We start from the raw sequence: 25,316 nt of genomic DNA on the forward strand, positions 1-25,316 counted from the left end.
TCGGGCGAGGGACCCGATGCGAGCGCAGCGGGGATCAGGCGCACAACCCGGGAAGTTTTGTGCAGTTTCGGTGCGTTCCACGGCCGTCGAACCCACCGGACGTGCGCAAAAGTTCCCGAGGGGTTTCGGGCAAACTACTGGTTGCTGGTTGCCGGGACCAGCTTCTCGAGCACATGGATCAGCCGATCCTCGAAGCCCTTCGGTGAGGAGTCAGTCAGATTGGCCAGCATCCGCACAACGAACCGCATCAGCACCGGGATCGGCATGCCGGTGCGCAGCGCGAGGCGAAGGATGGCCGGTTTACCGATGAGCCCCGCGAAGATCCGCCCGAGGGTGAAGTGGCTCCCCCACTGGTCCTGGATGTACGGCGCGTAGCCGGCAAGCACGGTGTCCCGCCCAATCCCCGGCGGAGCGGTGAACGACCGCTCGATGAACTCGGCCGCATACCGCGCCGACTCCATCGCATAGGAGATGCCCTCACCATTGAACGGCGACACCATGCCCCCGGCGTCCCCCAGCAGCAACAGTCCGGGTGAATAGTGCGGCGTGCGGTTGAACCCCATCGGCAACGCCGCACCGCGGATTTCGCCGACCTGGTTCTCCTCGGTGAACCCCCACCCGGCGGGCATCCCGGCAGTCCAGTCACGCAACACCTGCTTGTAATCGAGCTTCCCGAACGACGCCGAGGAGTTCAGAATCCCCAGGCCCACATTCGACGTGCCGTCGCCCACACCGAACACCCAGCCGTATCCGGGCAGCGGCTTTCCGGAGGCGTCCGGCAGCTCGAGCCAGCCCTCCATCCACGGATCCTCATGCCGGGGGCTGGTGAAGTATGTACGTACAGCGACGCCGAGCGGCCGGTCATCCCGCTTGGCCATACCGAGACTCACGGCGGTCCGCGTCGAGTTGCCGTCCGCAGCCAGCACGACGTCCGCGCTGAGTGTTTTCTGCTCGCCGGTTCGGCGCCCGTTGGGACCCAGAACATTGACGACGACGCCGGTCACCCGCCCGGATTCATCCCGTACTGCTTCGGTGACGGAGTGGCCCTCGAGAATCTGTGCTCCGGCGGACCGGGCGTGCGAGGCGAGCTGCTCGTCGAAGCCGAGGCGCGTACGGACAAGCCCGTAGGAGGGGAAGTCGGACAGTTCGGGCCACGGGAGCTCCACCGTGCGGCCGCCGGCCAGCAGCCGCAGGCCCTTGTTCCGCCGCCAGCCGAGTTCCTCGCCATGCGGCAACCCAAGCAGCTGGATCTCCCGGACGGCGCGCGGCGTGAAGCCGTCGCCGCATACTTTCTCCCGGGGAAAGTAGGTCTTCTCGACAACCGTGGTTTCGATCCCTGCGGCGGCCAGGTAGTAGGCGGCAGTGGACCCGGCAGGCCCCGCTCCGATGATGAGGACTGACACCTAGTTGGCAGCCCTGCTGCTGCGGCGCCGACCGCGCGTCTGTGAGGCGGCCGCCGTCGTCGTGATGGTGCCCTCCGGTTTGGTGGCGCGGTGCACCGCGACGATGCCGCCATTGAGGTTGCGGTACGCGACCGATTCCCAGCCGCTCTGCGTGATCCAGCCCGCGAGCTCGTCCTGGTTGGGCCAGGCTCGGATGGACTCGGCGAGGTAGACGTAGGCGGCGGGATTGGAGCTGACCTTGGTGGCAATCGCCGGGAGCGCCCGCATCAGGTATTCGGTGTACAGGGTTCGCCACAGCGGAACGATCGGCTGGGAGAACTCGGCGATGACGAGGCGGCCCCCAGGCTTGGTGACGCGGAGCATCTCCTCCAGCGCCCTGGTGGGCCTGTCCACATTGCGCAGGCCGAAGGAGATGGTGGAGGCGTCAAAGGAGTTGTCGGCGAACGGAAGGTCGGTGGCGTCTCCGGCGATGAAGTCGATATCCGGCCGGCGGCGCTTGCCCACCCGCAACATTCCAAGTGAGAAATCACACGCGACCACGTGTACGCCGGCGTCCGCGTAAGGCTCGCTGGAGGTGCCCGTACCGGCTGCGAGATCGAGCACCCGCTCGCCGGCCTTGGCGTCTACGGCATCAACAACGATCCGCCGCCACCGGTGGGTTTGCCCCAGCGACAGCACGTCATTCACGACGTCATACTTGGGCGCCACGTCGTCAAACATGGCTGCAACTTCGTCAGGACGCTTATCCAGCGATGCTCGATTCACTTTGTCATTGTCTCAAACATTGTCAGTGCCGAAAAATGCGGCCCCTCGCCTAGCGGAACGGGCGGGCTGCCGCTCGGGAGTACGCTAGAGCATCATGAGCAATCCGTCCCCTGCCGCAGTGGCGACGCCGCTGAATCAGGCGCCGGCCCTCCGCAGCATCACCTTTGAGCGGGGCGACCTCCAGCTCGACACCGGCCTCCTGGACTTCGTGGTCCGCAGTGATGTCCACACCTGGATCCGGCGCGGCGGAGGCATCGTTGCCTTCGGTGAAACGGCGCGCTTCACCACCTCCGGCCCCGGCCGCTTCGCTGAGGCTCAGGCCTGGTGGCGCGAGGTTGTTGCGGCGGCTGACGTCGTTGACCCTCTCGCCCAGCCGGGCAGCGGGCTGGTGGCGTTCGGCTCGTTCGCCTTCTCAAAGACGTCCCGTCACCTGTCGCGCCTGATAGTGCCGCGCATTCTTGTCGGCAGCCGGGAAGGCAAGAGCTGGATCACCTACATCACGGACGACGACGGCGCAGAGCTAAGTGCCTCAGCCGCCGAAGCGGAACTCGCCGCCTACCTCGACGAGGTGGAGCCCGAACGCAAACCCTGTTCGGGAGACCGGATTGCCCCGGGAATCCTGACCGAAGAGCAATGGATGACGGCCGTCAGCCGCGGGGTCGCGCACATCAGGGAAGGTGAGCTGAGCAAGCTCGTGCTGGCCCGCGATGTCGTCGCGGAACTCGGATCCCCGATCTCGACGTCGCAGGTGCTCCGCGAGCTCGCTGTCCGGTACTCCGATTGCTGGACGTATTCGGTGGACGGGCTGATCGGCTCCACGCCGGAGATGCTCATCAAGGTCGAGGACCAGACAGCCCGCGCCCGGGTGCTGGCAGGAACCCTCGACCGCTCAACCGCCCCCGCCGGTGAGAGCGGATACGCGAACCGGGTTCTGGCCGGTTCCGAGAAGCAGCAGCACGAGCATGAGATTGCGATCGACTCCCTTACACGGCAGTTGGAGCCCTTCACCCGGACCATGACCTCGCACAGCGAACCGTTTGTCCTTGAACTTCCCAACGTGTGGCACCTGGCGTCCGATGTAAGTGCGGAGCTCACGGTGGACAGCGAGGGCAACGTGCCGTCGTCGTTGGCCCTGGTGGAGGCGCTCCACCCCACCGCCGCCGTGTGCGGGACGCCCACTACGGTGGCGGGCGACCTGATTCGCGAGCTGGAACATTTGGAACGCGGACCGTATGCCGGGCCGGTGGGCTGGATGGATGCAACAGGAAACGGTGAGTGGGGCATCGCCCTGCGGGGCGCCGTCGTCGAGACCCCGACGCGGGTCCGGATGTACGCCGGGTGCGGCATTGTCGAGGCTTCCCAGCCGGTGGCGGAGCTGGCGGAAACGTGGAGCAAGTTCCGGCCGATGATCGAGGCGCTGGGCCTGCGGGCACCATTACGATCCTGACTCGATTGCTGTCGCGCTTGGTTACCAATAGGCAATTCCTGTAGCCTGTGATGCACATCTCTTTACCGATAGAATCGTCCATGACGTTTCATTACTCCGTCCCGAGTCTTTACTCCGTCCCGAGCTGAGGTACTGCATGTTTTCCAAGATTTCCAAGTCGCTCGCCGTTATGGCAATCGGCACCCTGGCACTAACCGCGTGTGGCGGCGGTTCCGAGTCCGAAGAGGGCGGCGAGGCAGCAGGTGGTTCCGAGTTCGACCTCGTATCCCCCGGTGCCCTGACCGTCTGCTCTGACATCCCCTACGAGCCGTTCGAATACGAGGAAAACGGTGAGTATGTCGGGTTCGATATGGACCTGATGAAGGAGATTGCTGCCGGACTTGACCTTGAGCTTTCGGTGCAGGATGTCGGCTTCGACGGCCTGCAGTCCGGTGCCGTGCTTGCCGCAGGGCAGTGCGATGTCGGCGCCAGCGCCATGACCATCACTCCTGATCGGGAAGAGAACCTGACCTTCGCCGACCCGTACTACGACTCCCTGCAGTCGCTTCTGGTTCCTGCTGACTCTGACGTCGCCACTCTTGAAGACCTCGCCGGCAAATCCGTGGGCGTCCAGCAGGGCACCACCGGCGAGCAGTACGCCCGCGATAATGTCCCCGCAGACACCGAGGTAGTGGCCTTCCCGAGCGACGCCGAGCTTTATGCGGCGCTGCAGGCCGGCAACGTTGCCGCGATCCTGCAGGACCTGCCGGTGAACCTGAACCACACGCAGGAAGGCGAGTACACCATCGCTGCGGAGTTCGAGACTGATGAGCAGTACGGTTTCGCATTCCCCAAGGAGGGCAGCGAAGCGCTCGTCGAGGCTGTGAACACCGAGCTCGCGGAGCTGCGTGACAACGGCACCTACGACGAAATCTACAACACCTACTTCGAGGAGCAGTAAGCTTCCACGGACTTGCGGCAGTTCCAGCTTCTGGGACTGCCGCAGCCGTGTTCACCTCCTGAAAGATAGGTAAAACACGTGAGACCATCTACCCGCAAACGCTTGTTCCGCGGAGTCCTGTACGCAATTTTCATCCTTGCCGTCGCTGCCGTCATCCTCGTTGCCGACTGGGAAGCAATACGTACCAACTTCTTCAACCTCGATGTTGCGGCTGAAGCCTTTCCCACGGTCGTCACCGAGGCCGCGAAAAACACCGTCGTCTACACGGTCATTGCCTTCATCGGTGGAATGATCGGCGGTCTGATCCTGGCGCTGATGAAGCTTTCTCCGGTGGGTCCCTACCGCTGGGTTGCCACTGCCTACATCGAACTTTTCCGGGGCCTCCCGGCGCTCCTCGTCATCTTCGGTTTCGCGTTCGCCGTGCCGATCGCCTTCGAGTGGCGTCCGCCGGGAGGTTCGACCGGCGCCGGTTTGATTGCGTTGATCGTTGTCTCCTCGGCCTACATCGCTGAAACAATCCGCGCGGGCATCGAGGCTGTGCCCAAAGGTCAGGTTGAAGCGGCACGCTCGCTCGGTATGCGGCCCTCGTGGACACTGGTGTCCGTGGTGCTGCCGCAGGCATTCCGCATCATCACTCCACCGCTGACCAACGAATTGGTCATCCTGATCAAGGACACCTCGCTGCTGTTCATCGCGGGCATGGCGCTCGGCGACAGGGAACTGACCACTTTCGCGCGCGACACCGTGTCTTCGCAGGCAAACTCGACGCCTCTCGTTCTTGCCGCGCTGTTGTACCTGATCATCACCCTCCCGCTGACCCAGCTGGTTGCCAAACTGGAACGCCATAACAAGAGAGGCCGGTAGGTCATGGCCGAACTGCAAACAACGGGCGTACCCGCCATTGAAGTACGCAAGCTGTGCAAGTCCTTCGGGGACAACGAGGTGCTCAAGGGCATCGACTTTCACGTTGATCAGGGCGAGGTGGTCTGCGTCATCGGCCCGTCCGGATCGGGCAAATCCACATTGCTGCGCTGCGTCAACCGGTTGGAAGAGCCCACCTCGGGAACCATCATCGTTGAGGGCGTCGACATCACCGATGAGGACACTGACCTGGACAAGGTGCGTACCCGCATTGGCATGGTGTTCCAGCAGTTCAACCTGTTTCCCCACCTCACGGTCCTGCGGAACCTGACGCTCGCCCAGATCCGCGCGAAGAAGCGGGGCAAGGCGGAAGCTGAGGAAATCGCCCGCCGCAACCTGGACAAGGTGGGCCTGGCGGACAAGGTCGATGCGTTCCCGGCTCAGCTTTCCGGCGGCCAGCAGCAGCGCGTCGCCATCGCCCGGGCGCTTTCGATGGACCCGGACATGATGCTCTTCGATGAACCGACCAGCGCACTCGATCCGGAGCTGGTCGGAGACGTCCTCGACGTCATGAAGCAGCTTGCGCGTGATGGCATGACCATGATGGTGGTCACCCACGAGATGGGCTTCGCGCGCGAGGTCGGCGACCGCGTTGTCTTCATGGACGGCGGCGTTGTCGTGGAGCAGGGCAAGCCGGATGATGTCCTTGGAAACCCGCAGCACGAGCGCACGCGAGGCTTCCTCTCGAAGGTTCTCTAATTGTGATTTGAGGGCCGTTTCCAAACGGGTTGGTGCGTGCAAAAATATACGCACCAACCCGCCTGGTCTCCCCTACCCCAGGAATCCCATGTCCGAGCTTCCCACCGCCGGACGGCCGCGCCTGAGAGCGCGGTTCGCCGCCGTCGTCGTCGTTTGTTTCACTCTGCTCACCGGGCTGCTTACCGCACCGCCGGCCGTTGCCGCGCTCCCGGTGACTGACCCCGGCAACATCCAGGTGCTGGTGACCAAGTCCCGGCCGCTCAATCCCCTCCGGTACATTGCGCCGGATCTCGTATTCTTCCCCGGGACCAACTATGTGCTCCGGCGTGAAGTGTCGGCGAATCTGCAGAACCTCTTCGCGGGTGCCAGGAGCGCCGGCGCGCCGCTTGCCGTGGTCAGCGCGTACCGCTCCTATGACCAGCAGGCTGCGCTGTACAACTCGTACGTGGCCCAGTACGGCCAGGCGGTCGCGGACACCATTTCTGCCCGTCCCGGCCACAGCGAGCACCAGACCGGGCTGGCGGTCGACGTCGGCAACCTCAGCGGCTCATGCGGCCTCAACGCCTGCTTCGCCACCACGGCGGGCGGCCGCTGGGTGGCAGCGAATGCGCACCGGTACGGGTTCATCATCCGCTACCCGGACGGGTATCAGTCCACCACCGGCTACACCTTCGAGCCGTGGCACCTGCGCTATGTCGGCAGGTCCGTGGCCACCGAGATGCGGACCCGAGGCATCCCCACCATGGAGCACTACTACAACGGCTCCAACCCGCCCATCAAGCACTCCTCCGACGTGGTCGCAGTCGACTCGACGGGAACGTCGTGGACATATCCGTCAAACTTCCTCAACGGGTTTCGTCCGCGTGCGCGGCTCGGCGCCGGGTGGTCCACGCTCAAGGCGGGCTTCAGCACCGACTGGAATGCCGACGGGCTCCAGGACATCCTTGCGCAGTGGAATGACGGCCGGTTGACGCTGTACCGCGGTCAGTTCGGCGGCGGATTCCGGGCGCCGATCAGCATAGGTCATGGTTGGGGAAGCTACGACATCACCGTGGGAGCCTGGCTCCGCGGCAGCCGGTTCCCCTCCGTGGTGGCGAAGGACGGTGCAGGCGTGCTGTGGCACTACGCGAACACCGCCGGCGCCGGTTTGTCAGCGCCCGCCAGGATAGGCCACGGCTGGCAAAACCTGCGCCTCACTCAGGCCGACTGGGATCGCGACGGCAACCAGGACATCCTCGCCATCCGGACCAACGGACAGCTGGCACTGTACCGTTCCACAGGAGCCGGTGCGTTCGTCAATGAAGCCCGGCGTGTGATCGGCCATGGGTGGCAGGGGATGGACAGTGTGAAGGCCATTGCCGGGTTCCAGGGTCCCGGTTCATATGGTCTGCGGGCGCGCTCAGCTGCGGGAGAACTTCGGTACTACCCGATGCCGGGCAACCGGTGGGGAGCTGCCGCGACCATCGGCCACGGCTGGCAGACCTACCGGCTGTTCCGTTGAGCGGGGCAGTCTCGGCGCCCTGCTCCGCTGGATGAGGCTGAGCTGCGGTCAGCGCCCGACGGCGTCCAGCACCGCCTGCTTCACCCGCGCGTGCATGGCACGCAGCGCGGCGCGGTCGGTCCGCACCTCCAGGACCGACCGGCCCCTGATCGGATCCTCCAGCGCTGCGTCCAGCTCGTCGGCTGTGCTGATCAGACGATGCGGCACGCCGTACCCCTCCGCCAGAGCGGCGAGGTTAGCGAAGTGCGGCGTGCCGAACAAGCGTTCGACGGCGGATCCATAACGCTCCAGCGTTGCCGGGTTCCCGTGCTCAAGCAGCCCGAAGATGCCGCCGCCTGAATCATTGAGCACTACCACCTGCAGGTCCGGTTCCTCTTCGCCCGTCCCCAGCAGAAGGCCGCCGGCGTCATGGAGGAAGGTCAGGTCACCGACAAGGAGCCGGGTGGGGATTCCGGCTGCGAGCGCGATTCCGGCTGCGGTGGAGATGGTGCCGTCGATCCCGGCGAGACCCCGGTTGGCGTACACCTCGAGCGGGTGCCAGTCACCCGTGGCCATCAGGTCCACATCGCGAATGGGGTTGGAGGACCCGAGCACGAGATTGTCCGTCGTGTTCTCCCACACTGCATCCGCCACGTGCAGTCCGGTCAGCACCGGCTCGTCCGCGAGATGCAGTTGCAGAGCGGCCTCGGCGCGGGCCCCGGCTTTCCGCCATTCGCTGAGCCAGCCGTCTGCGCCGCGGCCGGCGAAGGACAACAGCTCCTCGAGCGTGCTGATCAGCCGTTCGGAGCGCCTGCCCCCCTCGAACCAGGCCTGTGGCTCCGGTACATACAGGGCGCGTTCCACGTCCGTCCTGGTCAGCAGCGCCGCGACCGGCCGGGAGAGGGTGGGCCGACCAAAGACAACAACGCGCTCGATCTGCGGGCCGAACCGCTCGAGAAGCAGCCGGTACGCGACGATCACCGACGAGCCGAACCGGGCGTTCGACGAGGGCTCAGCCAGTAACGGCAGGCCTAGATGCTGCGCGAACACCGCCGCCAGCTCCCCCGCACCGTGCCCGGCGACCACAACGGTGCGCGCGCCGTCACCGGAAGGTGCAGGCGTCGTCGTCGTCCGTTGTGGTGCGGTTGTTATGTCTGGTGCTGTGACTGCGCTTGTTGCTGTCGCCGTTCCGGGCTCCGTTCCCGCCTCGCTGCGCGCTGCCCCAGCCGAGCCCACGGCGCCGTCAATACTGGGCACCAACGGGTCCCGGAACGCCAGGTTCACGTGCACCGGACCGGCCGGACCGCTGGCTCCGCGCGCTTCGGCGAGCGCCCGGGCGAGGAAGGGGGCAGGATCGGTTCCGGCGGGGACATCCATGGCGGCACGGACGTGGACACCGAACAGTCCCGGCTGCCGGGTGGTCTGGTTGGCGCCGGTTCCGCGCAGCTCCTCCGGCCGGTCAGCGGAGAGAACCACGAGGGGTACAGCGGCATGATTCGCTTCCATGACCGCCGGAAGCAGTTCCCCCACAGCGGTTCCGGAGGTGGTGACGACGGCGGCCGGCCGCTGTGCACCGAGCGCGAGGCCCAGCGCGGTGAAGGCACCCACCCGTTCATCAATGCGCACGTGGATGCGGAGCTCCCCGCGCTCCGCTGCCTCGGCGAGCGCGTAGGCCAGAGGTGCGCTACGCGATCCGGGAGCGAGAACGACGTCGGTGATTCCGGCGGCAGCGAGGGCTGCAGTCACGCGGCGGGCTGATTCGATAGAGTCCACTCCCCCATCCTCACATCCCTACGCACCACGTCAGGGAACTTTTGCGCAGATCCGGCGGGTCGACGGCCGGTCGAACCCACCGGAGCTGCACCAAAGTTCCCCTGTGTTGTGGCGCTACTTGGCGTCGCGGCCCCCGCGGTTGTCGTCCGTCCGCGGCTTCCCCTTGCCGTGTCCGCGGCCAGGCTTGTCATCGCCCTTGCCTGCGCGCTCAGCCGGGAAGACCTGGATGACCGACGGGCGCGGCAGGGCGCCTTCGCCGCGCTTCGGAGCAGTGCCCGCCTCGACGTAGTCGGGGAACAGGGAGTTCTGGGCGCCCCAGGCACCGTCCTCTCCCGGGTGCTGAACGGCAACGAAGACGTTGCGCTCATCGTCGTGGATGATCGGTCCGCAGGTCTCGCCGTCGCGCGGAACCGCGAGGAACTGGTCCACCCGGCCGCGTTCGCTGCCCTCGAGGCCCACCCGGAAGAGTCCGTCACAGTAGCCGATGGTGCCCGGCTGACCGTCGGTGGAAATCCACAGGTTGCCGGCAGTGTCGAACGCCAGGTTGTCCGGGCAGGAGATCGGGGACACCTTGTCCGTCGGGTAGCCGCTGAAGTAGGTGCTCGAGTTGGTGGCGGGATCACCGCAGACCATCAGCAGGTTCCAGGTGAACCGTGTGGAGGTCTGGTCGCCGCCGTTTTCAGTGAGTTCCACGATGTGCCCGTCACGGTTGCGGGTGCGGGGGTTTGCCTCGTCCACCGGAGCCTGGCCCGGTACGCCGCGGTTGGTGTTGTTGGTGCACGCGACGTACACCTTGCCGGTTGCCGGGTTGGGCTCCACGTCTTCGGCGCGGTCCATCTTTGTGGGTCCCACCTTGTCCGCTGCCAGGCGGGTGAAAACCGCAACCTCAGCGGCGCTCATGCCCGGAACGGCGGACTCGTTGTCAATGATCAGCGGCAGCCACTCGCCGACGCCGTCAAATGCACCATCGGAGGGAAGCGCACCGGTGCCGTCGATTTCCGGAACGGAGTTGCCCTGGAAGCGGGCCACATACAGCGAACCCTCGGAGAGCAGCTCCATGTTTGCCCTGCGGTCCTCGGCGCTGTTTCCCGTGCGGACGGTGTTCTTCGAAACGAACTTGTAGAGGTAGTCGAAGCGCTCATCGTCGCCTGAATAGGCAACCACGCGGCCGTCGCCCGCAACAATGACGTTTGCACCCTCGTGCTTGAAGCGGCCCAGCATGGAGTGCTTCTTCGGTATGGAGTTCGGATCGAATGGATCGACCTCCACGATGTAGCCGAACCGGTTCGCTTCGTTGGCGTAGCCGGCGTTGCGGGTGTCGAAACGGGGCTCATCGGTTTCCCACGCGCGCCCGGTGGGCCGGGATGTGAGACCGTAGCGGCGGTCGGCGTCGGACGTTCCCGGGGTGATGAAGTAGCCGTTGAAGTTTTCCTCGCCGGAGAGGATGGTGCCCCACGGCGTGGTGCCGCCGGCGCAGTTGCCCAGCGTACCGAGAATGGTGCGTCCTGCAGGGTCATCGATGGTCTTCACGAACTCGGATCCGGCCGCCGGGCCCGTCAACTCGTACGGGGTATCCAGGAGGTAGCGGCGGTTGAGGCCCGCGCCCACAATGTAGCTCCACGGCGCGTTCTTGTTCTTCCGCTCAAGCTGGACGACGGAGAGCCCGTGAGCCGCGCTGGCAATGGCCCGTACTTCGCCGGCGGGAAGTTCCGGCGGGAACATGATGCTCTCGTTGGTGTATTCGTGGTTGGCAAACAGGACGGCGCGGCGGCCTTTGCTGCCGGGAATCTCGACGATGTCGGTGTAGTCGCAGTTGTAACCGAACTGCTGCGCTTGCGCGGCGGCGCTCTGGTTGTTGGCGTCGAACGCTGGAGCACCACGGAACAGCGGGTCGCCCCAGCGGATCACCGGACGCCAGGCGAAACCTTCGGGAACAGTGAAGTCGTCAACGAGCGCGTCCACCGGGTCGATCGGCGTGAACTTCAGCTTCCCCTTTCCACCGTGGCGCTTCATCGCTACGGCGGGTGCAATGCCCGTTCCGCCCGGCGCCAGCTGCGGTGCGTTGGCGCCGATGAGCATGGTGAGGGCGCCCACGGCTCCTGCGCCCATGACGCTGCGGCGGGAGAGCTCGTTGGAGACGATGTCGCGGAAGTAGTTGTTGCTGCTGGTGTTGCAGACCGCGGACGCGCAGGCGTTGTCGCACTTCAGTGCGCAGGTGACGGCGCTGCGCTTGCCGTTGGTGTGGCCGAGCATGGGCAGGAGACGGCGCTTGGTGTCGCTCACTTGAGGAACCTTCCGGTGTACAGATGTGGGGTCCGTCCCACCCTGACAAGGAAAATGAACCTTTGGAGGGTCCTTCGGTGAACGCAAACCCAACGACCGGCGAATACCGGCCGTCACGCATTGCCGGATCCCTACAGCTTCCCGGACACCCGCTTCAGCCGCTCGAGCCACCAGTTCGCACGGTCCCGCGGAGCCTCATGACGATCAAGAAGCTCTTCCGTAACGGTGAGCGGCCGCACCGGCAACCAGCCGCCGTCGGGCAGTAGCGGCTCAGGCGATACGTCGCCGTCCATCAGCGACAGCGTTGCCAGCCCACACGCATACGGCAACTCCGGCAGCGACGCCGCCAGGGCCACTCCGGCTTGAATTCCCACCGAGGTGTCCAGTGCAGAACTGACGACCGCGGGAAGTCCCGCCTGCGCCACGATGTCCAGTGCCCTCCGCACGCCTCCGAGCGGCGCGACCTTCACAACGATCAGATCCGCCGCGTCCTCCCGGGCGACGCGCAGCGGGTCTTCGGCTTTCCGGACGCTTTCATCAGCGGCGATGAGCACCGGGAGTCCGCGCCGCTGCACTTCCAGCCGCACTGCGCGCAGGTCTGCTGTGTCCATCACGGGCTGCTCGGCGTACTCCAGTGAGTAGGGGGCAAGAGACTCCAGCGCGGTCAGTGCCTCGGCCGTGCTCCAGCCGCCATTGGCGTCGATGCGCAGGTTTGCCTCCGGGAGGAGGCGGCGCACCTCCGCCACGCGCGCGACGTCGTCGAAAAGGGACTGCCCGCGTTCCGCCACCTTGATCTTGACCGCGCTCACCGCGCCGAACCGCGCCAGGACAGGTTCGACGCCGGACGCCTGCACCGCAGGCACGGTCGCGTTCACCGGTACACGGCTGCGCACCGGCGTCGGGAATCCGTGCCAGGCGGCTTCCACTGCGGCGCGGAGCCACGTAGCCGACTCGTCGTCGTCGTACTCGGGAAAGGGTGAGAATTCGCCCCAGCCGGCCGGTCCCTGCAGAATCAGGGCCTCGCGATGGGTCAGTTCGCGGAAGCGGACGCTCATCGGCACGGAGACGACGCGCGCCGACGCCAGCAGTTCCTCGACAGTGGGTTGCTTCATGCCACCAGCGTAGTGATAACGAGTGGCCAAGTTATTCCCAAGTTCCATCCGCGATTGTTTCTTCAGCAGGCGACCGTCCTGCGCATCATCCTCGGGGCCCGTCCGCTCCGTCACGAAAGGATGCGTGATGAATTCACGAAGTCCCGTTAGGTCCGTTCCACCCACTGACGCGCCGCGTTCACGCAGGCGCACCCTTCCCCTGCTTGCCGGAACCACCACTTTGGCCCTTCTGGCCGGCGGAGCGTCCGTCGTCATGGCAGCCAACCCGCCGGTAGGTCCCGGCAACGTTGAAATCTTCACCAAGCGGGACATGGTGGCCATTGAGGGCTACACCGCCCAGGCAGGCCAGGATGCCACCATCAAGGTCACCCGCGACGGGAACCTGATCGGCATTGCCCACGGGGTGGTCGACGCAACCGGCTTCCTCGAGGTGAACCACCCCGGCGGCGTCTGCTGGGATGTGGTCACGCCCAACATCACCGGCAAGGATGTGGTCAGCGTTGAGTTCGCGGATGGCAGTGGAGACGGCGCCAACGCCGGAACCGCCGTCATCACCTCCGTGACGAGGGAGGACCTTCCGGCCACCGATATCGCAGGAGACGTCGAGGGCAGGGTTGTCGTCAAGGGTACCTACGGCACCGACGTGGACACGGCACGCATGGGTGTGGAGATCGTCAATCCGGACATGCGGGACATGGGGATCGGCGAACGGGCAATCGGCTGGCCGGATGATGAGGTACCGGCGGGCTACACCGTGGATGGTACGGCCGCAAACGGCGCGTTCACCGTCACGTACGGGTTCTTCTCGAAGGCGGAACAGGACGCAGCCTTCGCGGGAGATCCGTCGGTCGCGAGCTGGCAGGCCGAGCCGGCAACTGTCGAGGCTCAGCTTGGCCTGACCATCTCCGAATTCAAGGAGATCGACGGCCCGGGCTTCGGTGGCTGCCCCGCCGGTCCGGCAGGGCAGGCCCCCAACCAGCCCACTGAGGTTTTCGCGAAGGCGTCCGGCAACGGCACCCTCACGGCGACCTGGGCACCAGCAACCGTTCCCGCGGATGCCCCGGCTATCACCGGCTACCAGGTGATCGCGGCGGATACCGTGCTCGGCCAGGAGGTAAGCATCAAGGTTGGCTCCACCGCCACCACGGCCACCATTCAGGGTCTGGTGGGTGGACAGGTCTACCCGGTCAGCGTCGTTGCACTCAACGGTCAGGCGAGCATGCCTGCCTCCGGCGGCAACGTCACCGTTTCTGCGACAGCAGTCTCCGAAGCCACTGCACCAACGGCTCCAGGCAGCGTGGCAGTGAAGGACGGCACCCTGGCCGGATCGGCGGATGTCACGTGGACAGCTGCGACCGCCAACGGCGCCGCAGTGACGGGATACCGCGTCGATGCGACCACCAGTGCCGGTGTCGCAAAGACCGTCACGGCCGCAAGCGGCGCAACCTCCGCGCGGCTTGAAGGACTCACGCCCGGCACGGCGTACGGTATTGTCGTCACCGCGCTGAGCGCCGCAGGTGACACGTCTGCAACTCCGACAGCCTTCACTCCCGTGCAAGTCACCCTCCAGGCGCCCGCGGCACCGAAGGTCGTGCGGACCACTGTGGGCAACGGGACTGCAACAGTCGAGTGGCAAGCGGCCGTTGCCGCGAACACGCCGATCACGGGTTACATCCTGACCGCCACTCCGGCAACGGGAACACCAGTGACAATGACAACAGACGCCGCAGCCCGCACCGCAGTGCTGAACGGGCTCACCAACGGTACGGCGTACTCACTGAAACTTGTCGCAACCAGCGCGGCAGGCAACAGTGCACCGGCGACCTTCGGCACAGGGGCTTCGGCAACCGTCACCCCAGCCGACCAGCTCACGGCATCGGCGCAGTTCCGCTCCGACCGCCGTGAATGGCGAATCACCGGGACGGCAACCATCACTGCCGGTAACACGATCACTGCGCGGAGCACGAATCTCGCACGGTCGCTGATTGGTACGGCAACCGTTGCGGCTGACGGCAGCTGGACAATCCGCACGCGGAACTCAACCGCCCCCGCGACGGCGACCATCACCATCACGTCCTCGGCGGGCGGCTCCATCACGGTACCTGTCACAACCCGGTAGCCGTGGTTTCACCAGGTGAGGCCCGCCTGCACCCTCGCGGGTGCGGGCGGGCCTTTGTGGTGAACGGCTCGAACCCATCCGATTCAGGAACCAACGCGGCGCTGTGTCAGTGTTAAACAGGTGAACACCCAGCACTCGAGAACGGCACGCCGCTTTTCCACAGCCGCACGGCACCCAGTGCTGTTTGTCCTCGGGGCGCTTGGCTGCTTTGTCGCTGTGGGGTGGACCTACTGGGCGTTTGTCCGCACCACCACTGGGCAGTTCGCAGACGAGTCCGCGTGGGCGGAAGCGGGCATAGCTGCACCCGATACCCAGGGCCCCTTCCTTCGGTTCCTCGACAGCCTGCCTCTGATTTCGGTGTTCATCGCGGCAGCGGTGATTCTGTTTGTGACACTCGGACGACGGCGGTGGGCGGCTGCCGGAATAGCGCTCGGCACCATCATCGGCGCCAATCTCACAACGCAGATCCTTAAGAACGTCCTCTTTGACCGTCCGGACCGCGGCGTGCCCACGCTTGATTTCAACTCACTTCCGTCCGGGCATACAACGCTGGCTGCATCTGCCGCTGCGGCGATCTTCCTCGTTGTGTCCCCCCGCTGGCGCCCGCTGGCTGCAGCGGCCGGCGGCACCTATTCCGTTCTTGCGGGGGCTGCGACGTTCATCAACCTGTGGCACCGGCCGGCCGACGTCGTGGCCGCGTACCTGGTGGTTGGAGCCTGGACGCTCATCGGCGGGCTCTTGATCCTGCGCTCAGGAAACCGCTGGAACGTGTGGGAAGGATTTGGAAGGTTCTGGGGTGCGTCCCGGGCCTGGCTGGCACTGTGCTGGGTCCCGGGCCTGCTGGGCCTGGCGCTATCCCTTGGTCTCTACGTGTATGTTCAGGCAATCGGCCCTGCTCCAGTTCCAGGCACGGCCGGCGTTCCGCTGTTCTTCTGGTCCGGCCTCTCGCTCATCGTTGGGGTGGGCTACACGCTGAGCGCTACGGCGTGCTGGCTGTTCGGCTCCCAGGCTCGGCTGCAGGGCGCCGCGAGCTGAGCCTCGGCCGGGCCTTTTCGGCGGCACGCTACCGCTGACGCCCCCGCGGCTCTCTCGGCGGCACCCACAGCCACATGACAACCGCCCCCACGAGCCCCAGCGCGCCCGTTGTCCAGATACCTCCCGCCAGGGACGCGGCAGCCGTCACGGCAGACACGGTTCCCGGACCGGCCATGGTCCCCACATCCGTCAGCAGGCGCCAGATCCCGAGGAACTGCGGCCGCCCAGGCGATGGTGAGAAGTCTGCTCCGAGCGTCATGACGATCCCCGAGCCGATCCCGTTGCCGAACCCGATGAGCAACGCGACGGCCAGCAGGCTCAGCGCGTCACGCGTGAGCGGCAGGAGGAGCAGCGACACTCCCATGATCAGCATGCAGGGCACCGCCACCCAGCGCCTGCCGTAAAGGTCCATCACCTTGCCCGCGGGGTAGAAAATCAGCATGTCGATGGCGCCGGAGAGGCCATAGATGAGCGCCGTCGTTGCGGGGTCCAGCCCTATCTCCTGTGCCCAGAGCGGCAGCACGGCCTGCCTGGTGGCCCGGACCGCGGCGATCAGCAGCACTCCCACGCCTACGGTGCCGAAGACCCGGGCGTGGCTTCGGAAGATTGCCTGGAGGGTCGGCGGCGCCGCAGCCGCAGCCGCCGTGCCCTGGCCTGGGGACGCGCGCGGACCACCCAACTCGGGAACCTGGAAGCTGAGGACAGCGGCAACGAGGGTAGCTCCGGCACCCACCCAATAGGCGCCGTCGAGCCCCAGAAAACTCATGGCAAGCGCACCGGCGAACGGCCCCAGAAAGACACCGATCCGGGTCACTCCACCGAGGGTCGAGAGAGCGCGCGCCCTGAAGTGAACGGGCACCGCCTCAGTGAGGTAGCTCTGGCGCGCGAGCCCGAATACCGCCCCTGCCATACCGACCATGAAGATCGCAGCCGCGAATACGGCCAGGTTAGGCGCCGACAGCGCAAGGATCATCGCCGCCGAGCACCAGAGCGACGCCGCTACCAGCGCCCACCGCTCCCCAAACCGGGAGGTGATCAGCGTCGCAGGTACGTTGGTGACCAGCGATCCGATGCCGGTGAGCGTGAGGATGAGCGCCGCCGTCGCCACATCGGCGCCCAGCTCAGTGGCAGAGAGCACGATGACCGGGATGATGGACCCCGTTGCCGCGCCGTACAGGAGTGAGGGGCCGTATGCGCCAACGGCAATCTTTCGGAGGTTGAACGGTTCCTGGGGCACCGTTCACACGCTAGCGCAGTGCAGTGTCCTTCCGCGGAACCAGGAAGAAGCCGACGACGGCGAGAACTCCCGCTATGCCCTCGGCAACCGCGCTGAGCGTCTTCTCGAAGAACCACAGCGGTTCATACATGGCCGGAATCGGGCCCACTTGTGGGAGCTGGATATAGACGGACAGCACGACGGCGGCGAAGGCCGAGAGCGCAACCAGCGCGGCGATGGCGTAGGACAGGCGGCTTCCGCGGATCAGTACGTAGAGCCCCGCAAGGATGGCCGCCACTGCTTGGATGCGGAAAAGAGTCCCGCCGCCCATGCCGTCGGGGTAAGCCTGCTGGTACTGGGGAGCAAGGATGAAGTGCACGTAGGCGTCGACAGCCAACCCCAGCGCAATGACCACGCGGATCACCATCAGCAGCGGAGCCGAGCGTCCGCGCCCGCGGGCAACGCGCCCGTGCGTTGCCGCGTTAGCCATCGCTGCTCACCACCAGCGTCCCCGTCATGTTGGGGTGGTACGTGCAGATGAAGGGGTACTCACCCGGTTCGGACGGCGCAGTGAAGGTTACGGTCTCCCCGCCCTGCACAATGGCGTCGAAGTCCTCGGTTTCCGTGGTGGTCACCGTGTGGGGTGCGGTGTCCTCGTTGACTACCGTGATCTCCGCCCCCGCGGGCACGGAGTCGGGCATCTCATACTCGAAGTTGCGGATGGTGATGACGATTTCCTCGGCCGGCGCTTCTTCCGTGGGCTCCTCCGAAGCTGCCCCGCTGGGCGCCTCCGAGGCCGCTTCGCTGGGCTCCGCAGCTGCGGTTGTCTCCTCTGCCGTGGGCTCGGCCGCACTACTGGTCTCGGCCGGCGGCGCCTCACTGGTCGGCTCGCCGCCTGAACCGCAGCCGGCCACTCCAATGAGCGCTGCAGCAAGGACCAGGCCAAGGGCACTACGCGTGATTTTCATTGCTCTCCATTCCGGCGGGATTCACCACCGGCTTCCCCGGGAGCATGCATCCCTCTCACCTGGTCTTCGCTGTGGGAAGCCGGATGAACTGCAGAGACAGAGTGATACTGGCGCTATCAGTCTTCGTCCAGCCGCCCTTGCGATGATTGTTCACAGAGAGTACACCCGTGAAAGGTGAAAATGACCCGGTTCCCAAGGAATCCACAGGTTCTCCGCGTGGTCCTGCTGGGGATCGACGGAGCGGGCAAAACAACGGCCGCGCGGTCAGTTGTTCGCAAGCTCCGGGAGGACGGCATCGAGGCGGCGCTGTTTCGCAATCCCGGCGGCCGGCGAACCCTCGACCGCTGGGCGTCACGGCACTCGCACACCGCTCAATCCCTGCTAGGAAGCCGCTTCCTGGATGCAGTCGAGAGTTTCCTCCGCGTGCTTGCAGTGCTGCGCTCCACGCTGCAGGCACGACGACGGCGGGGTGTCGTTCTCTTTGACCGCCACCTGCAGTGCCAGCTGGCCTTGCGGCGGGAGCGGGGTCTTGACGCCGGCCGACTGCTGCCCTGGTTGCTGCGCATTCTGCCGCAGCCCGATCTTGTGGTTTACCTCAGCGTTGACCCGAACACGGCGCAGGCCCGCGTTGCGTCGCGGAATACCGACGAGGAAACCTTTGAATTCCTCACTGCGCTGGACGCTTCCTACCGGCAGTTGCCCGGGTTCGAGGACTACGCCCTCGTGGATGCGAACGGGACCGCGGCAGAGATTGCCGAGGCGCTCGCGAAGCACATCGAGGCCCGGCTGCGCACGCCCGGTTCGTCGTCAGTTGCTGCTGCCCTGGCGCTCCAGCCACTTCCAGTGCGCGAGGGTACGCAGGCGAGTCAGTAGCGCCCGCGACTGCTCCGGGCCGTACGGGAGAATCGGGATGGCCTTGGTCATGTCCACCGATGCCTCGTCCATGGCTACCTTCGTGACCCGAACGGCGCTGCGCATCTTGTTCAGCTGCGTGGCCACAAAGTCGACGTCCACCGGCGCACCATGACCGGGGACAAAGACGTCATACAGGTCATCGAGCGCCGTGATCTTGCCCAGCGTGCGGATCCACTCCGCCGGGAATGAATCCTCAAAACCGGGATCCGCGCCCTCCTCGACCAGATCACCGGTGAACAGCACGTTGCCGGCGCCAACCAGAAGGTCGTTGTCCGTGTGACCGAAGCCCAGGTGGAACAGGGTAACCGAGATACCGCCGAGGTCCAGATCCACCGGCGATCCCGAAACGTGCCTGTCGGCCGGGTGGATAGCCGTGTGATCACCGCGGTTCTCGGCCATCGCCGGCTCTGTCTTGCCAACTTCCGCACGCTGTTCCTCGCCGCTCTCGCGAACGACTGCGGCGCACCGGTCAGTTGCCCAGAAGTCCTCAGCGCCGTGGGCGGCAAAATACGCGTTGCCGAACACGTGGTCGAAGTGCGAATGGGTGTTGACCACGCATAGCGGCAGGTCAGTCAGCCCACGCACAGCGTCGAGGATCCGGGCTGCTTGTTCCGGCCCCGCCCCGGTGTCTATCACGAGCGCCCGGTCCGTTCCCACAACCAGTCCGGTGTTCAGGCCGAAAGGATCGGTCCGAAGCATCCACACGCGGTCTCCCAACTGGGTCCAGGGGTGGGACTGTTCGTCTTCTCGCTCGGACATGGGTTCCTCTCTGGTGGCGGCTGTCCGCTAAGCGTAATCGTCAGAGGTCCGCGAGGACGCCGCCCGGGTTCTCTATTGCGTCGGCAACGTAGCGCAGGAAGCCTCCGGCCACACCACCGTCGCAGACACGGTGGTCAAAGGTCAGCGTCAGCTCGGTCACCTTCCGGACGGCGAGCTCGCCGTTGACGACCCACGGCCGGTCAATGATCCGTCCCAGCCCGAGGATCGCGGCCTCCGGGTGGTTGATGATCGCTGCACTGCCGTCCACGCCGAACACACCGTAGTTGTTCAGCGTGAACGTACCTGAGGTGAGTTCCGCGGGTGTCGCCTTGCCCTCGCGTGCGACGGCGGCAAGACGCCGGATCTCCGCATCCAGTTCCCGTGCGCTCATCCGGTCGGCCCGCTGAACCGCGGGAACCAGAAGCCCGCGGTCGGTCTGCGCGGCGATACCGAGGTTCACGCCGTCAAACTTCAGGATCTCCGAGCTACCGTCCTCACGCTCGACGATGCGCGTATTCAGTTCCGGGTACCGGGCGAGCCCGGCCAGTGCGAACCGTGCGACAAATGCCAGCAGGCCGGGCGTTGCATCCGGCTGCCTGCGCTTGAGCTCGGTGCGCAGGTCAAGCAGCGCGCTGGCATCGACGTCCACCCAGACCGTTGCTTCCGGGATCTCGCGCCGACTGCGGGTCATGGCCTCGGCTACCGCCTTGCGGACGCCCCGGACGGGGATGCGCTCAGCGATTTGCAGACCACTGCGGCGATCCTGGTCCACTCCCCCAGCGGTGCTCTGATCGATGCTGGTGGTTTGATTCCTGCTGGTGCTGGGCAGGGTCTCCTGCGTTTCACCAGACGTTCCGGCGGAAGCCTGCAAAGCGCGCTCGACGTCGCGGCGCAGGACCATGCCGTCCACGCCCGTACCCTCGACAGAGGACAGAGTGAGGCCGGCATCCCGCGCAAGCTTGCGGACCAGCGGCGAGATGCACAGCACTGCACGCTGCTCGGACGCTGCCACAGGTGAGTCCTGCGTCTGCGTTGCCGGCACTTCAGCGGTCTCCGGCGCTTCCATGCTCGCCGGCGCCTCCGCTGCCGCAGCGGAGGTTGAGACCGCGGCTGAACCGGCGTCGCCCCGGCGACGCCGGGTCCGGCCTCCGGTACCGGTTCCGGGGGTGCCGTAGCCGATCAAGACATTGCCCGAACCTTCACCCGACTCTGCAGCTGATTCCGCGGCGTCCGGCGCTGCGGCGACCTCCGCGTCCGTAGGCACGCTGACCCCGGCTCGTTCCTCCTCGCGGTACGCCTCAGCGTCAGGGTTACCCGTGGAAGCTGCTGTGGCAGCCACTGTCTCGGCCGCTGCGCCGTCGGGCCGCACCGAGATCAGGGGAGCGCCAACGTTGATGGTGGTCCCGGCTTCACCGTGCAACTGGGCAACGACGCCAGCGAACGGAGAGGGTACCTCCACCATGGATTTCGCCGTCTCCACTTCGGCCACCGGTTGGTCGACGGAGACGGTGTCCCCCTCGGCCACGAGCCAGTTCACCAGTTCGGCTTCGGTCAGGCCCTCACCGAGGTCAGGCAGCAGGAACACCTTCACCGAGGGGCTCGTTGTCATGGCGCTCATGCGTCCTCCCACTGCAGTTCATCCACGGTGTCGAGGATCCGGTCAACGCTTGGCAGGAAGAAGTGCTCGAGCTTGGGTGCGGGATACGGAATGTCGAACCCGGTCACACGCCGCACGGGGGCAGCCAGTGAGTTGAAGCAGCGCTCCTGCACACGGGCAACGATCTCGGCGGCGACCGAGGCGAACCCCGGTGCTTCCGCAATGACGACGGCGCGTCCCGTCTTCCGCACGCTGGCGGTGACGGTCTCGTCGTCGAACGGCACGAGCGAGCGCACGTCGATGACTTCCAGGCTGCGCCCTTCGGCCGCAGCCGCTTCAGCGGCGGCCAGCGCCGTCGGCACGGAGGGTCCGTAGGCAATAAGGGTGGCGTCGGTTCCGGAGCGGGCAACCACGGCGCGGCCCACCGTTGAACCGGTAATGGCGGCGTCGTCGGCTTCCTTGCGAAGCTCGTCCAGATCCAGTGTCTCCTTGGTCCAGTAGAGCTTTTTCGGCTCAAGGAAGACCACGGGATCGGGGAAGCGGATGGCGTCGCGAAGCATCAGGTAGGCATCGCGCACGGTGGCGGGGGCCAGAACCGTAAGCCCGGGTGTGTGTGCGTAGTAGGACTCCGAGGAGTCGCAGTGGTGCTCCACTCCCCCGATGCCGCCGGCGTAGGGGATGCGCATGACCAGCGGCAGCTTCACCTTGCCCTTGGTCCTGTTGGACATTTTCGCGACGTGGCTGACCACCTGCTCGAAGGCGGGGTAGGCGAAGGCGTCGAACTGCATTTCGACGACGGGAGTCATCCCGTTCATCGCCATACCGACTGCCATGCCCATGATGCCGGACTCCGCGAGCGGTGTATCGAAGCAGCGCTCCTCGCCGAAGCGCGCGGTAAGCCCGTCCGTGATCCGGAAGACGCCGCCGAGCGGGCCGACGTCCTCGCCGAAGATGATCACGGAGGGGTCAGCTTCCATGGCATCGGCCAAGGCGGTATTCAGCGCCTTGGCGAAGGTGAGCGGCTGGAGCCCTGTCTTGTTCGCGGTTGCCTTTTCGGCCGAGCCGGATCGAACTGCGGTGTCAGTCATGGCTAGGCACCTTCCCGTGAGAGCTCGTCGGCCAGGAGTGCGGCCTGCTCGCGCAGCTGGCTCGTCTTCTCGGTGTAGACGTACTCGAAAAGGTCCGCCGGGTTGATCTCCGGCTCGGAGTTGAGGCCGTCCCGCAGGGTGCTGGCCGTCTCTTCGGCCGCCCCGGCGACACGCTGCTCCTCTTCTGTGGTGAGGAGGTTCAGGTTGCCCAGGTAGGTGCGCATGCGGGTGATCGGGTCTTTTGGAACCCACTCGTCGACGTCGGACTGGGCCCGGTACCGCGACGGATCGTCAGCGTTGGTGTGTGCCTGCATGCGGTAGGTGTGGGCTTCAACGAGTGCCGGGCCACCGCCGTCGCGCGCTCGGTCAACTGCCTTGCCCAGCACGGACAGCATGGCAGCGAGGTCATTGCCGTCCACGCGTTCGCCGGGCATGCCGTAGCCGATCGCCTTGTGCGCCAGCGACGGCGCCACGGTCTGGTGCTTCAGCGGAACCGAGATGGCGTACTCGTTGTTCTGGACCAGGAAGACCACCGGCACGTGGAACACGGCTGCGAAGTTCAGGGCCTCGTGGAAGTCACCCTCGCTGGTGGCGCCGTCACCGCACAGGGCCAGCACCACGGTGTTTTCACCGCGCAGCTTGGCCGCGTGGGCCACGCCGACGGCGTGGAGCAGCTGGGTAGCCAGCGGCGTTGCCTGGGTGGCGGTCTTGTACTCGTAGGGGTCATATCCGGAATGCCAGTCGCCCCTCAGGAGCGTCAACACGCCAAGGGGATCCACGCCGCGCGTGATGACAGCAACGGTGTCCCGGTAGGTCGGGAAGAGCCAGTCATCCTTTTCAAGCACGACGGCGGCAGCCACCTGGCAGGCCTCCTGCCCGTGCGATGAGGGGTAGACAGCCATCCGGCCCTGCCGGACCAGTGCGTTGGCCTGATCGTTGATGCGGCGGCCGACGACCAGCTTCTCGTAGGCGCTGAGGAGAGCTTCGCCGTCGGGCAGGGGGTAGCGGTCATTGTGAATGTGCTCGCCGCTGGGGTCCACGAGCTGGACCGGCTGGGCGGACGGGAGCATGTATTCCTCCGCCGTAGGGCCCTGGTCACTGCTGCGACCGGTGGGCTTCATTGACTCGCCGAACTGGTTGTTGGCGGAGTTGCCGGTTGAAATGGTCATACTGCCTCCCTCAGCCGTTCCACTGTGAGGGACGGCTTCGCTGCCTTGGCATCCTCGGCCCATGGCTGAGGAACTGTATCTGTTGCTCAATTATGCGTTTGCCATCCGATTCGTATCCACAATCCGGCAATATCGTGGAAGAATAGTCGTTCTGTGGCTGATTCTGCAGACATATCGACAATGTGAGCTGGATAACTAACAAGGGTGTAGACAGATGGCGGAACAGCCGCTCGATGAAGTGGACCGGAAGATCCTCGCCGAGCTCACCCGCGACGGCCGGCTCTCAGTCACGGCGGTGGCCGAGAACGTTCACATCTCCCGGGCGCATGCGTATTCCCGGATTGCGCGGCTGACAGAAAGCGGCGTGCTGACGAAGTTCACTGCGCTTATTGACCCGATCAAGGCAGGGCTCAGGTCCTCGGCTTATGTGACGCTCAAAGTGCGCCAGCATTCGTGGCGGGAGTTGAGGGAGCAGCTGCGTGCCATCCCGGAGGTGCATCACGTTGCGCTGGTGGGCGGCGATTTCGACGTCATCCTGCTGGTTCGCGCTGAAGACAATGTGGATCTTCGGCGGGTCATTTTCGATCAGCTGCAGTCCATGCCCGGCGTGCTGGACACCCAGACCTTCCTGGTGTTTGAGGACATGGATACGCGCTAGGAGTGCCCGGCGGAGGAGGAATTCCGAAGACGGTTTTATTGGTTTATTGAGCGTGGTCCTCATGGGGGCCTTTGGACGGGGAATTGCCCTGGCAGACATCCCGCCGGTTACAGATTGCGTGCATTCATCAATAGCTTCAGGGCCTTTGGGCCGACTCCGTGGATGTCACTTAACTCATCGAGGTTGGCGGGTAGGTCCGGCAGCGAGTCGTAGCCAGCGTCGATGAGGGCGCCGGTTGCTGCCCGACCGATTTTTAATCCGTCGAATGTCGGGCCCCGGTCGCGGGAAGCACCGCTGTTGTCGGTCATACCGTCTCCTTCACTTGTGGTCGGGATGCAGGAGTGGCGCAATTTAGCGGTAACCGTTCAGCGCCGAGGTCACTGCAACACCGGCGTCGTCCGCACACAATGACCAAGCAAGGGCGTGCGCTGACTACTCTTTAGCCCCTTGGTCGACGCATGACGATAACGAAATCGATCCCACCAACCTGCACTGACTTCCCCCAAACACAAGACTGAGACGTTCGCTACAGACTACCGAAAGGCAGCGGACTCATCAGGACCGAAGCACAGTGCTCGAACGCTGAGCGATTCTGCGGGCCGCCGGGTACGACGTTTCGGGGCTACCTAGGAATGCCGCCGATGCGAGTGCATTCTTGCCGCCAAGCGGGATCTGTGGTCCATAGGATTTGGACATGACAAGTGATGAAGAAAAAGACCCTCCTGTACCGTCTTACCTGGAGGGAGTCTCCCTGAAGCGCATCCACAACGATCGAGATGGAGAAGAGCGCGAGACCAACGACGTTGATTCTCCACCGCTCAACCACCCCGAGGAATAACGGTCCTCCTCTTGTCGCTCCATGAACCGCGTTTAGCAGAACACTCAGAACTGGATGAGCGGCGCAAGCCGATAAATACACGGACGGACCCGCTGGATTCACCTCCCACTTCTTGTGGGGCCACCCGAGTG

At 65.4% G+C, this 25,316-nt stretch carries 23 protein-coding genes; 10 read left to right on the forward strand and 13 right to left on the reverse strand.

Annotation, left to right across the window (positions count from 1 at the left end; translation table 11 throughout):
• Positions 1-134: 134 nt before the first annotated feature.
• Complete coding sequence (locus AC1MBU_RS14400) at positions 135-1,403, reverse strand: geranylgeranyl reductase family protein (RefSeq protein ID WP_277359343.1); 1,269 nt, start codon at positions 1,401-1,403, stop codon at positions 135-137.
• Complete coding sequence (locus AC1MBU_RS14405) at positions 1,404-2,168, reverse strand: demethylmenaquinone methyltransferase (RefSeq protein ID WP_346027259.1); 765 nt, start codon at positions 2,166-2,168, stop codon at positions 1,404-1,406.
• Positions 2,169-2,262: 94 nt separating this feature from the next.
• On the opposite strand from AC1MBU_RS14405, the gene AC1MBU_RS14410 reads away from it, so the two are divergent.
• The 5 genes from AC1MBU_RS14410 to AC1MBU_RS14430 all read left to right on the forward strand — a co-directional run bounded on the left by AC1MBU_RS14410 (position 2,263) and on the right by AC1MBU_RS14430 (position 7,676).
• Positions 2,263-3,615 carry an isochorismate synthase gene (locus AC1MBU_RS14410; RefSeq protein WP_471672059.1) on the forward strand — a complete coding sequence of 451 codons (1,353 nt, stop codon included), beginning with the start codon at positions 2,263-2,265 and terminating at the stop codon, positions 3,613-3,615.
• Between the two features lie 136 nt (positions 3,616-3,751).
• Positions 3,752-4,555, forward strand: a complete 804-nt coding sequence (locus AC1MBU_RS14415; protein WP_479787697.1) for a transporter substrate-binding domain-containing protein — start codon at positions 3,752-3,754, stop codon at positions 4,553-4,555.
• Positions 4,556-4,633: 78 nt separating this feature from the next.
• The gene (locus tag AC1MBU_RS14420; protein ID WP_346027262.1) at positions 4,634-5,419 is read left to right on the forward strand and encodes an amino acid ABC transporter permease; all 786 of its coding nucleotides are present in this window, start codon (positions 4,634-4,636) and stop codon (positions 5,417-5,419) included.
• A gap of 3 nt (positions 5,420-5,422) precedes the next feature.
• Positions 5,423-6,175 carry an amino acid ABC transporter ATP-binding protein gene (locus AC1MBU_RS14425; protein ID WP_277359338.1) on the forward strand — a complete coding sequence of 251 codons (753 nt, stop codon included), beginning with the start codon at positions 5,423-5,425 and terminating at the stop codon, positions 6,173-6,175.
• Between the two features lie 88 nt (positions 6,176-6,263).
• A complete protein-coding gene (locus AC1MBU_RS14430; protein WP_346027263.1) occupies positions 6,264-7,676 on the forward strand; it encodes a D-alanyl-D-alanine carboxypeptidase family protein in 1,413 nt (470 codons plus the stop codon).
• Between the two features lie 48 nt (positions 7,677-7,724).
• On the opposite strand, the gene menD is transcribed toward AC1MBU_RS14430, so the two are convergent.
• The 3 genes from menD to AC1MBU_RS14445 form a co-directional block, all read right to left on the reverse strand.
• Positions 7,725-9,428, reverse strand: a complete 1,704-nt coding sequence (gene menD / locus AC1MBU_RS14435; protein WP_479787700.1) for a 2-succinyl-5-enolpyruvyl-6-hydroxy-3-cyclohexene-1-carboxylic-acid synthase — start codon at positions 9,426-9,428, stop codon at positions 7,725-7,727.
• A gap of 114 nt (positions 9,429-9,542) precedes the next feature.
• On the reverse strand, positions 9,543-11,681 hold the full coding sequence (locus tag AC1MBU_RS14440) for a PhoX family protein (RefSeq protein ID WP_479789801.1): 2,139 nt from the start codon (positions 11,679-11,681) through the stop codon (positions 9,543-9,545).
• 161 nt (positions 11,682-11,842) lie between these two features.
• Positions 11,843-12,823, reverse strand: coding sequence for an o-succinylbenzoate synthase (locus tag AC1MBU_RS14445; RefSeq protein WP_479787701.1), 981 nt, complete (start codon positions 12,821-12,823; stop codon positions 11,843-11,845).
• Positions 12,824-12,950: 127 nt separating this feature from the next.
• Between AC1MBU_RS14445 and AC1MBU_RS14450 the strand changes: the two genes are divergently transcribed.
• Both AC1MBU_RS14450 and AC1MBU_RS14455 read left to right on the forward strand, forming a co-directional pair.
• Entirely contained in the window at positions 12,951-14,942 is a 1,992-nt protein-coding gene (locus AC1MBU_RS14450) for a fibronectin type III domain-containing protein (RefSeq protein ID WP_479787703.1), read from the forward strand.
• 120 nt (positions 14,943-15,062) lie between these two features.
• A complete protein-coding gene (locus AC1MBU_RS14455) occupies positions 15,063-15,977 on the forward strand; it encodes a phosphatase PAP2 family protein (RefSeq protein ID WP_479787704.1) in 915 nt (304 codons plus the stop codon).
• 28 nt (positions 15,978-16,005) lie between these two features.
• Here the strand turns inward: AC1MBU_RS14455 and AC1MBU_RS14460 are convergent, their stop codons facing one another.
• The 3 genes from AC1MBU_RS14460 to AC1MBU_RS14470 are packed head-to-tail and all read right to left on the reverse strand — an operon-like array spanning position 16,006 to position 18,161.
• The gene (locus tag AC1MBU_RS14460; protein ID WP_479787705.1) at positions 16,006-17,214 is read right to left on the reverse strand and encodes an MFS transporter; all 1,209 of its coding nucleotides are present in this window, start codon (positions 17,212-17,214) and stop codon (positions 16,006-16,008) included.
• Positions 17,215-17,224: 10 nt separating this feature from the next.
• Entirely contained in the window at positions 17,225-17,683 is a 459-nt protein-coding gene (locus tag AC1MBU_RS14465; RefSeq protein ID WP_471672066.1) for a hypothetical protein, read from the reverse strand.
• Positions 17,676-18,161 (reverse strand): cupredoxin domain-containing protein, encoded by a 486-nt coding sequence (locus AC1MBU_RS14470; RefSeq protein WP_082565812.1) that lies wholly within the window; start codon positions 18,159-18,161, stop codon positions 17,676-17,678. The genes AC1MBU_RS14465 and AC1MBU_RS14470 overlap by 8 nt, the downstream gene beginning before the upstream one ends.
• Before the next feature lie 180 nt (positions 18,162-18,341).
• On the opposite strand from AC1MBU_RS14470, the gene AC1MBU_RS14475 reads away from it, so the two are divergent.
• Positions 18,342-19,034 carry a dTMP kinase gene (locus AC1MBU_RS14475; RefSeq protein WP_479787706.1) on the forward strand — a complete coding sequence of 231 codons (693 nt, stop codon included), beginning with the start codon at positions 18,342-18,344 and terminating at the stop codon, positions 19,032-19,034.
• Here AC1MBU_RS14475 and AC1MBU_RS14480 read toward each other — a convergent pair.
• The 4 genes from AC1MBU_RS14480 to pdhA are packed head-to-tail and all read right to left on the reverse strand — an operon-like array spanning position 18,969 to position 23,689.
• The gene (locus AC1MBU_RS14480) at positions 18,969-19,835 is read right to left on the reverse strand and encodes an MBL fold metallo-hydrolase (protein WP_277357697.1); all 867 of its coding nucleotides are present in this window, start codon (positions 19,833-19,835) and stop codon (positions 18,969-18,971) included. The two genes, AC1MBU_RS14475 and AC1MBU_RS14480, sit on opposite strands and share 66 nt — an antisense overlap.
• 40 nt (positions 19,836-19,875) lie before the next feature.
• Positions 19,876-21,453 (reverse strand): dihydrolipoamide acetyltransferase family protein, encoded by a 1,578-nt coding sequence (locus AC1MBU_RS14485; protein ID WP_346027272.1) that lies wholly within the window; start codon positions 21,451-21,453, stop codon positions 19,876-19,878.
• Positions 21,450-22,520 (reverse strand): alpha-ketoacid dehydrogenase subunit beta, encoded by a 1,071-nt coding sequence (locus tag AC1MBU_RS14490; RefSeq protein WP_346027273.1) that lies wholly within the window; start codon positions 22,518-22,520, stop codon positions 21,450-21,452. Before AC1MBU_RS14490 ends, AC1MBU_RS14485 begins: the two co-directional genes overlap by 4 nt.
• A 2-nt stretch (positions 22,521-22,522) precedes the next feature.
• On the reverse strand, positions 22,523-23,689 hold the full coding sequence (gene pdhA, locus AC1MBU_RS14495; RefSeq protein WP_479787707.1) for a pyruvate dehydrogenase (acetyl-transferring) E1 component subunit alpha: 1,167 nt from the start codon (positions 23,687-23,689) through the stop codon (positions 22,523-22,525).
• 214 nt (positions 23,690-23,903) lie between these two features.
• Here pdhA and AC1MBU_RS14500 point away from each other — a divergent pair, with 214 nt between their 5' ends.
• The gene (locus tag AC1MBU_RS14500) at positions 23,904-24,347 is read left to right on the forward strand and encodes an Lrp/AsnC family transcriptional regulator (RefSeq protein ID WP_479787709.1); all 444 of its coding nucleotides are present in this window, start codon (positions 23,904-23,906) and stop codon (positions 24,345-24,347) included.
• 107 nt (positions 24,348-24,454) lie between these two features.
• Here the strand turns inward: AC1MBU_RS14500 and AC1MBU_RS14505 are convergent, their stop codons facing one another.
• Positions 24,455-24,655, reverse strand: coding sequence for a helix-hairpin-helix domain-containing protein (locus AC1MBU_RS14505; protein ID WP_479787711.1), 201 nt, complete (start codon positions 24,653-24,655; stop codon positions 24,455-24,457).
• Between the two features lie 386 nt (positions 24,656-25,041).
• Between AC1MBU_RS14505 and AC1MBU_RS14510 the strand changes: the two genes are divergently transcribed.
• Positions 25,042-25,185, forward strand: a complete 144-nt coding sequence (locus AC1MBU_RS14510) for a hypothetical protein (protein WP_479787712.1) — start codon at positions 25,042-25,044, stop codon at positions 25,183-25,185.
• Positions 25,186-25,316 lie beyond the last annotated feature (131 nt).

The sequence above is a fragment of the Arthrobacter sp. PTI12 genome, assembly GCF_056679915.1.

Excerpts from the sequence above, each read along its gene's own strand:
- AC1MBU_RS14410 (WP_471672059.1), top strand. The coding sequence starts at position 2,263 with ATGAGCAATCCGTCCCCTGCCGCAGTGGCGACGCCGCTGAATCAGGCG.
- AC1MBU_RS14415 (WP_479787697.1), top strand. The coding sequence starts at position 3,752 with ATGTTTTCCAAGATTTCCAAGTCGCTCGCCGTTATGGCAATCGGCACC.
- AC1MBU_RS14425 (WP_277359338.1), top strand. The coding sequence starts at position 5,423 with ATGGCCGAACTGCAAACAACGGGCGTACCCGCCATTGAAGTACGCAAG.
- AC1MBU_RS14430 (WP_346027263.1), top strand. The coding sequence starts at position 6,264 with ATGTCCGAGCTTCCCACCGCCGGACGGCCGCGCCTGAGAGCGCGGTTC.
- AC1MBU_RS14440 (WP_479789801.1), bottom strand. The coding sequence starts at position 11,681 with ATGCTCGGCCACACCAACGGCAAGCGCAGCGCCGTCACCTGCGCACTG.
- AC1MBU_RS14445 (WP_479787701.1), bottom strand. The coding sequence starts at position 12,823 with ATGAAGCAACCCACTGTCGAGGAACTGCTGGCGTCGGCGCGCGTCGTC.
- AC1MBU_RS14450 (WP_479787703.1), top strand. The coding sequence starts at position 12,951 with ATGAATTCACGAAGTCCCGTTAGGTCCGTTCCACCCACTGACGCGCCG.
- AC1MBU_RS14465 (WP_471672066.1), bottom strand. The coding sequence starts at position 17,683 with ATGGCTAACGCGGCAACGCACGGGCGCGTTGCCCGCGGGCGCGGACGC.
- AC1MBU_RS14470 (WP_082565812.1), bottom strand. The coding sequence starts at position 18,161 with ATGAAAATCACGCGTAGTGCCCTTGGCCTGGTCCTTGCTGCAGCGCTC.
- AC1MBU_RS14475 (WP_479787706.1), top strand. The coding sequence starts at position 18,342 with ATGACCCGGTTCCCAAGGAATCCACAGGTTCTCCGCGTGGTCCTGCTG.
- AC1MBU_RS14480 (WP_277357697.1), bottom strand. The coding sequence starts at position 19,835 with ATGTCCGAGCGAGAAGACGAACAGTCCCACCCCTGGACCCAGTTGGGA.
- AC1MBU_RS14485 (WP_346027272.1), bottom strand. The coding sequence starts at position 21,453 with ATGAGCGCCATGACAACGAGCCCCTCGGTGAAGGTGTTCCTGCTGCCT.
- AC1MBU_RS14490 (WP_346027273.1), bottom strand. The coding sequence starts at position 22,520 with ATGACTGACACCGCAGTTCGATCCGGCTCGGCCGAAAAGGCAACCGCG.
- pdhA (WP_479787707.1), bottom strand. The coding sequence starts at position 23,689 with ATGACCATTTCAACCGGCAACTCCGCCAACAACCAGTTCGGCGAGTCA.
- AC1MBU_RS14500 (WP_479787709.1), top strand. The coding sequence starts at position 23,904 with ATGGCGGAACAGCCGCTCGATGAAGTGGACCGGAAGATCCTCGCCGAG.
- AC1MBU_RS14505 (WP_479787711.1), bottom strand. The coding sequence starts at position 24,655 with ATGACCGACAACAGCGGTGCTTCCCGCGACCGGGGCCCGACATTCGAC.
- AC1MBU_RS14510 (WP_479787712.1), top strand. The coding sequence starts at position 25,042 with ATGACAAGTGATGAAGAAAAAGACCCTCCTGTACCGTCTTACCTGGAG.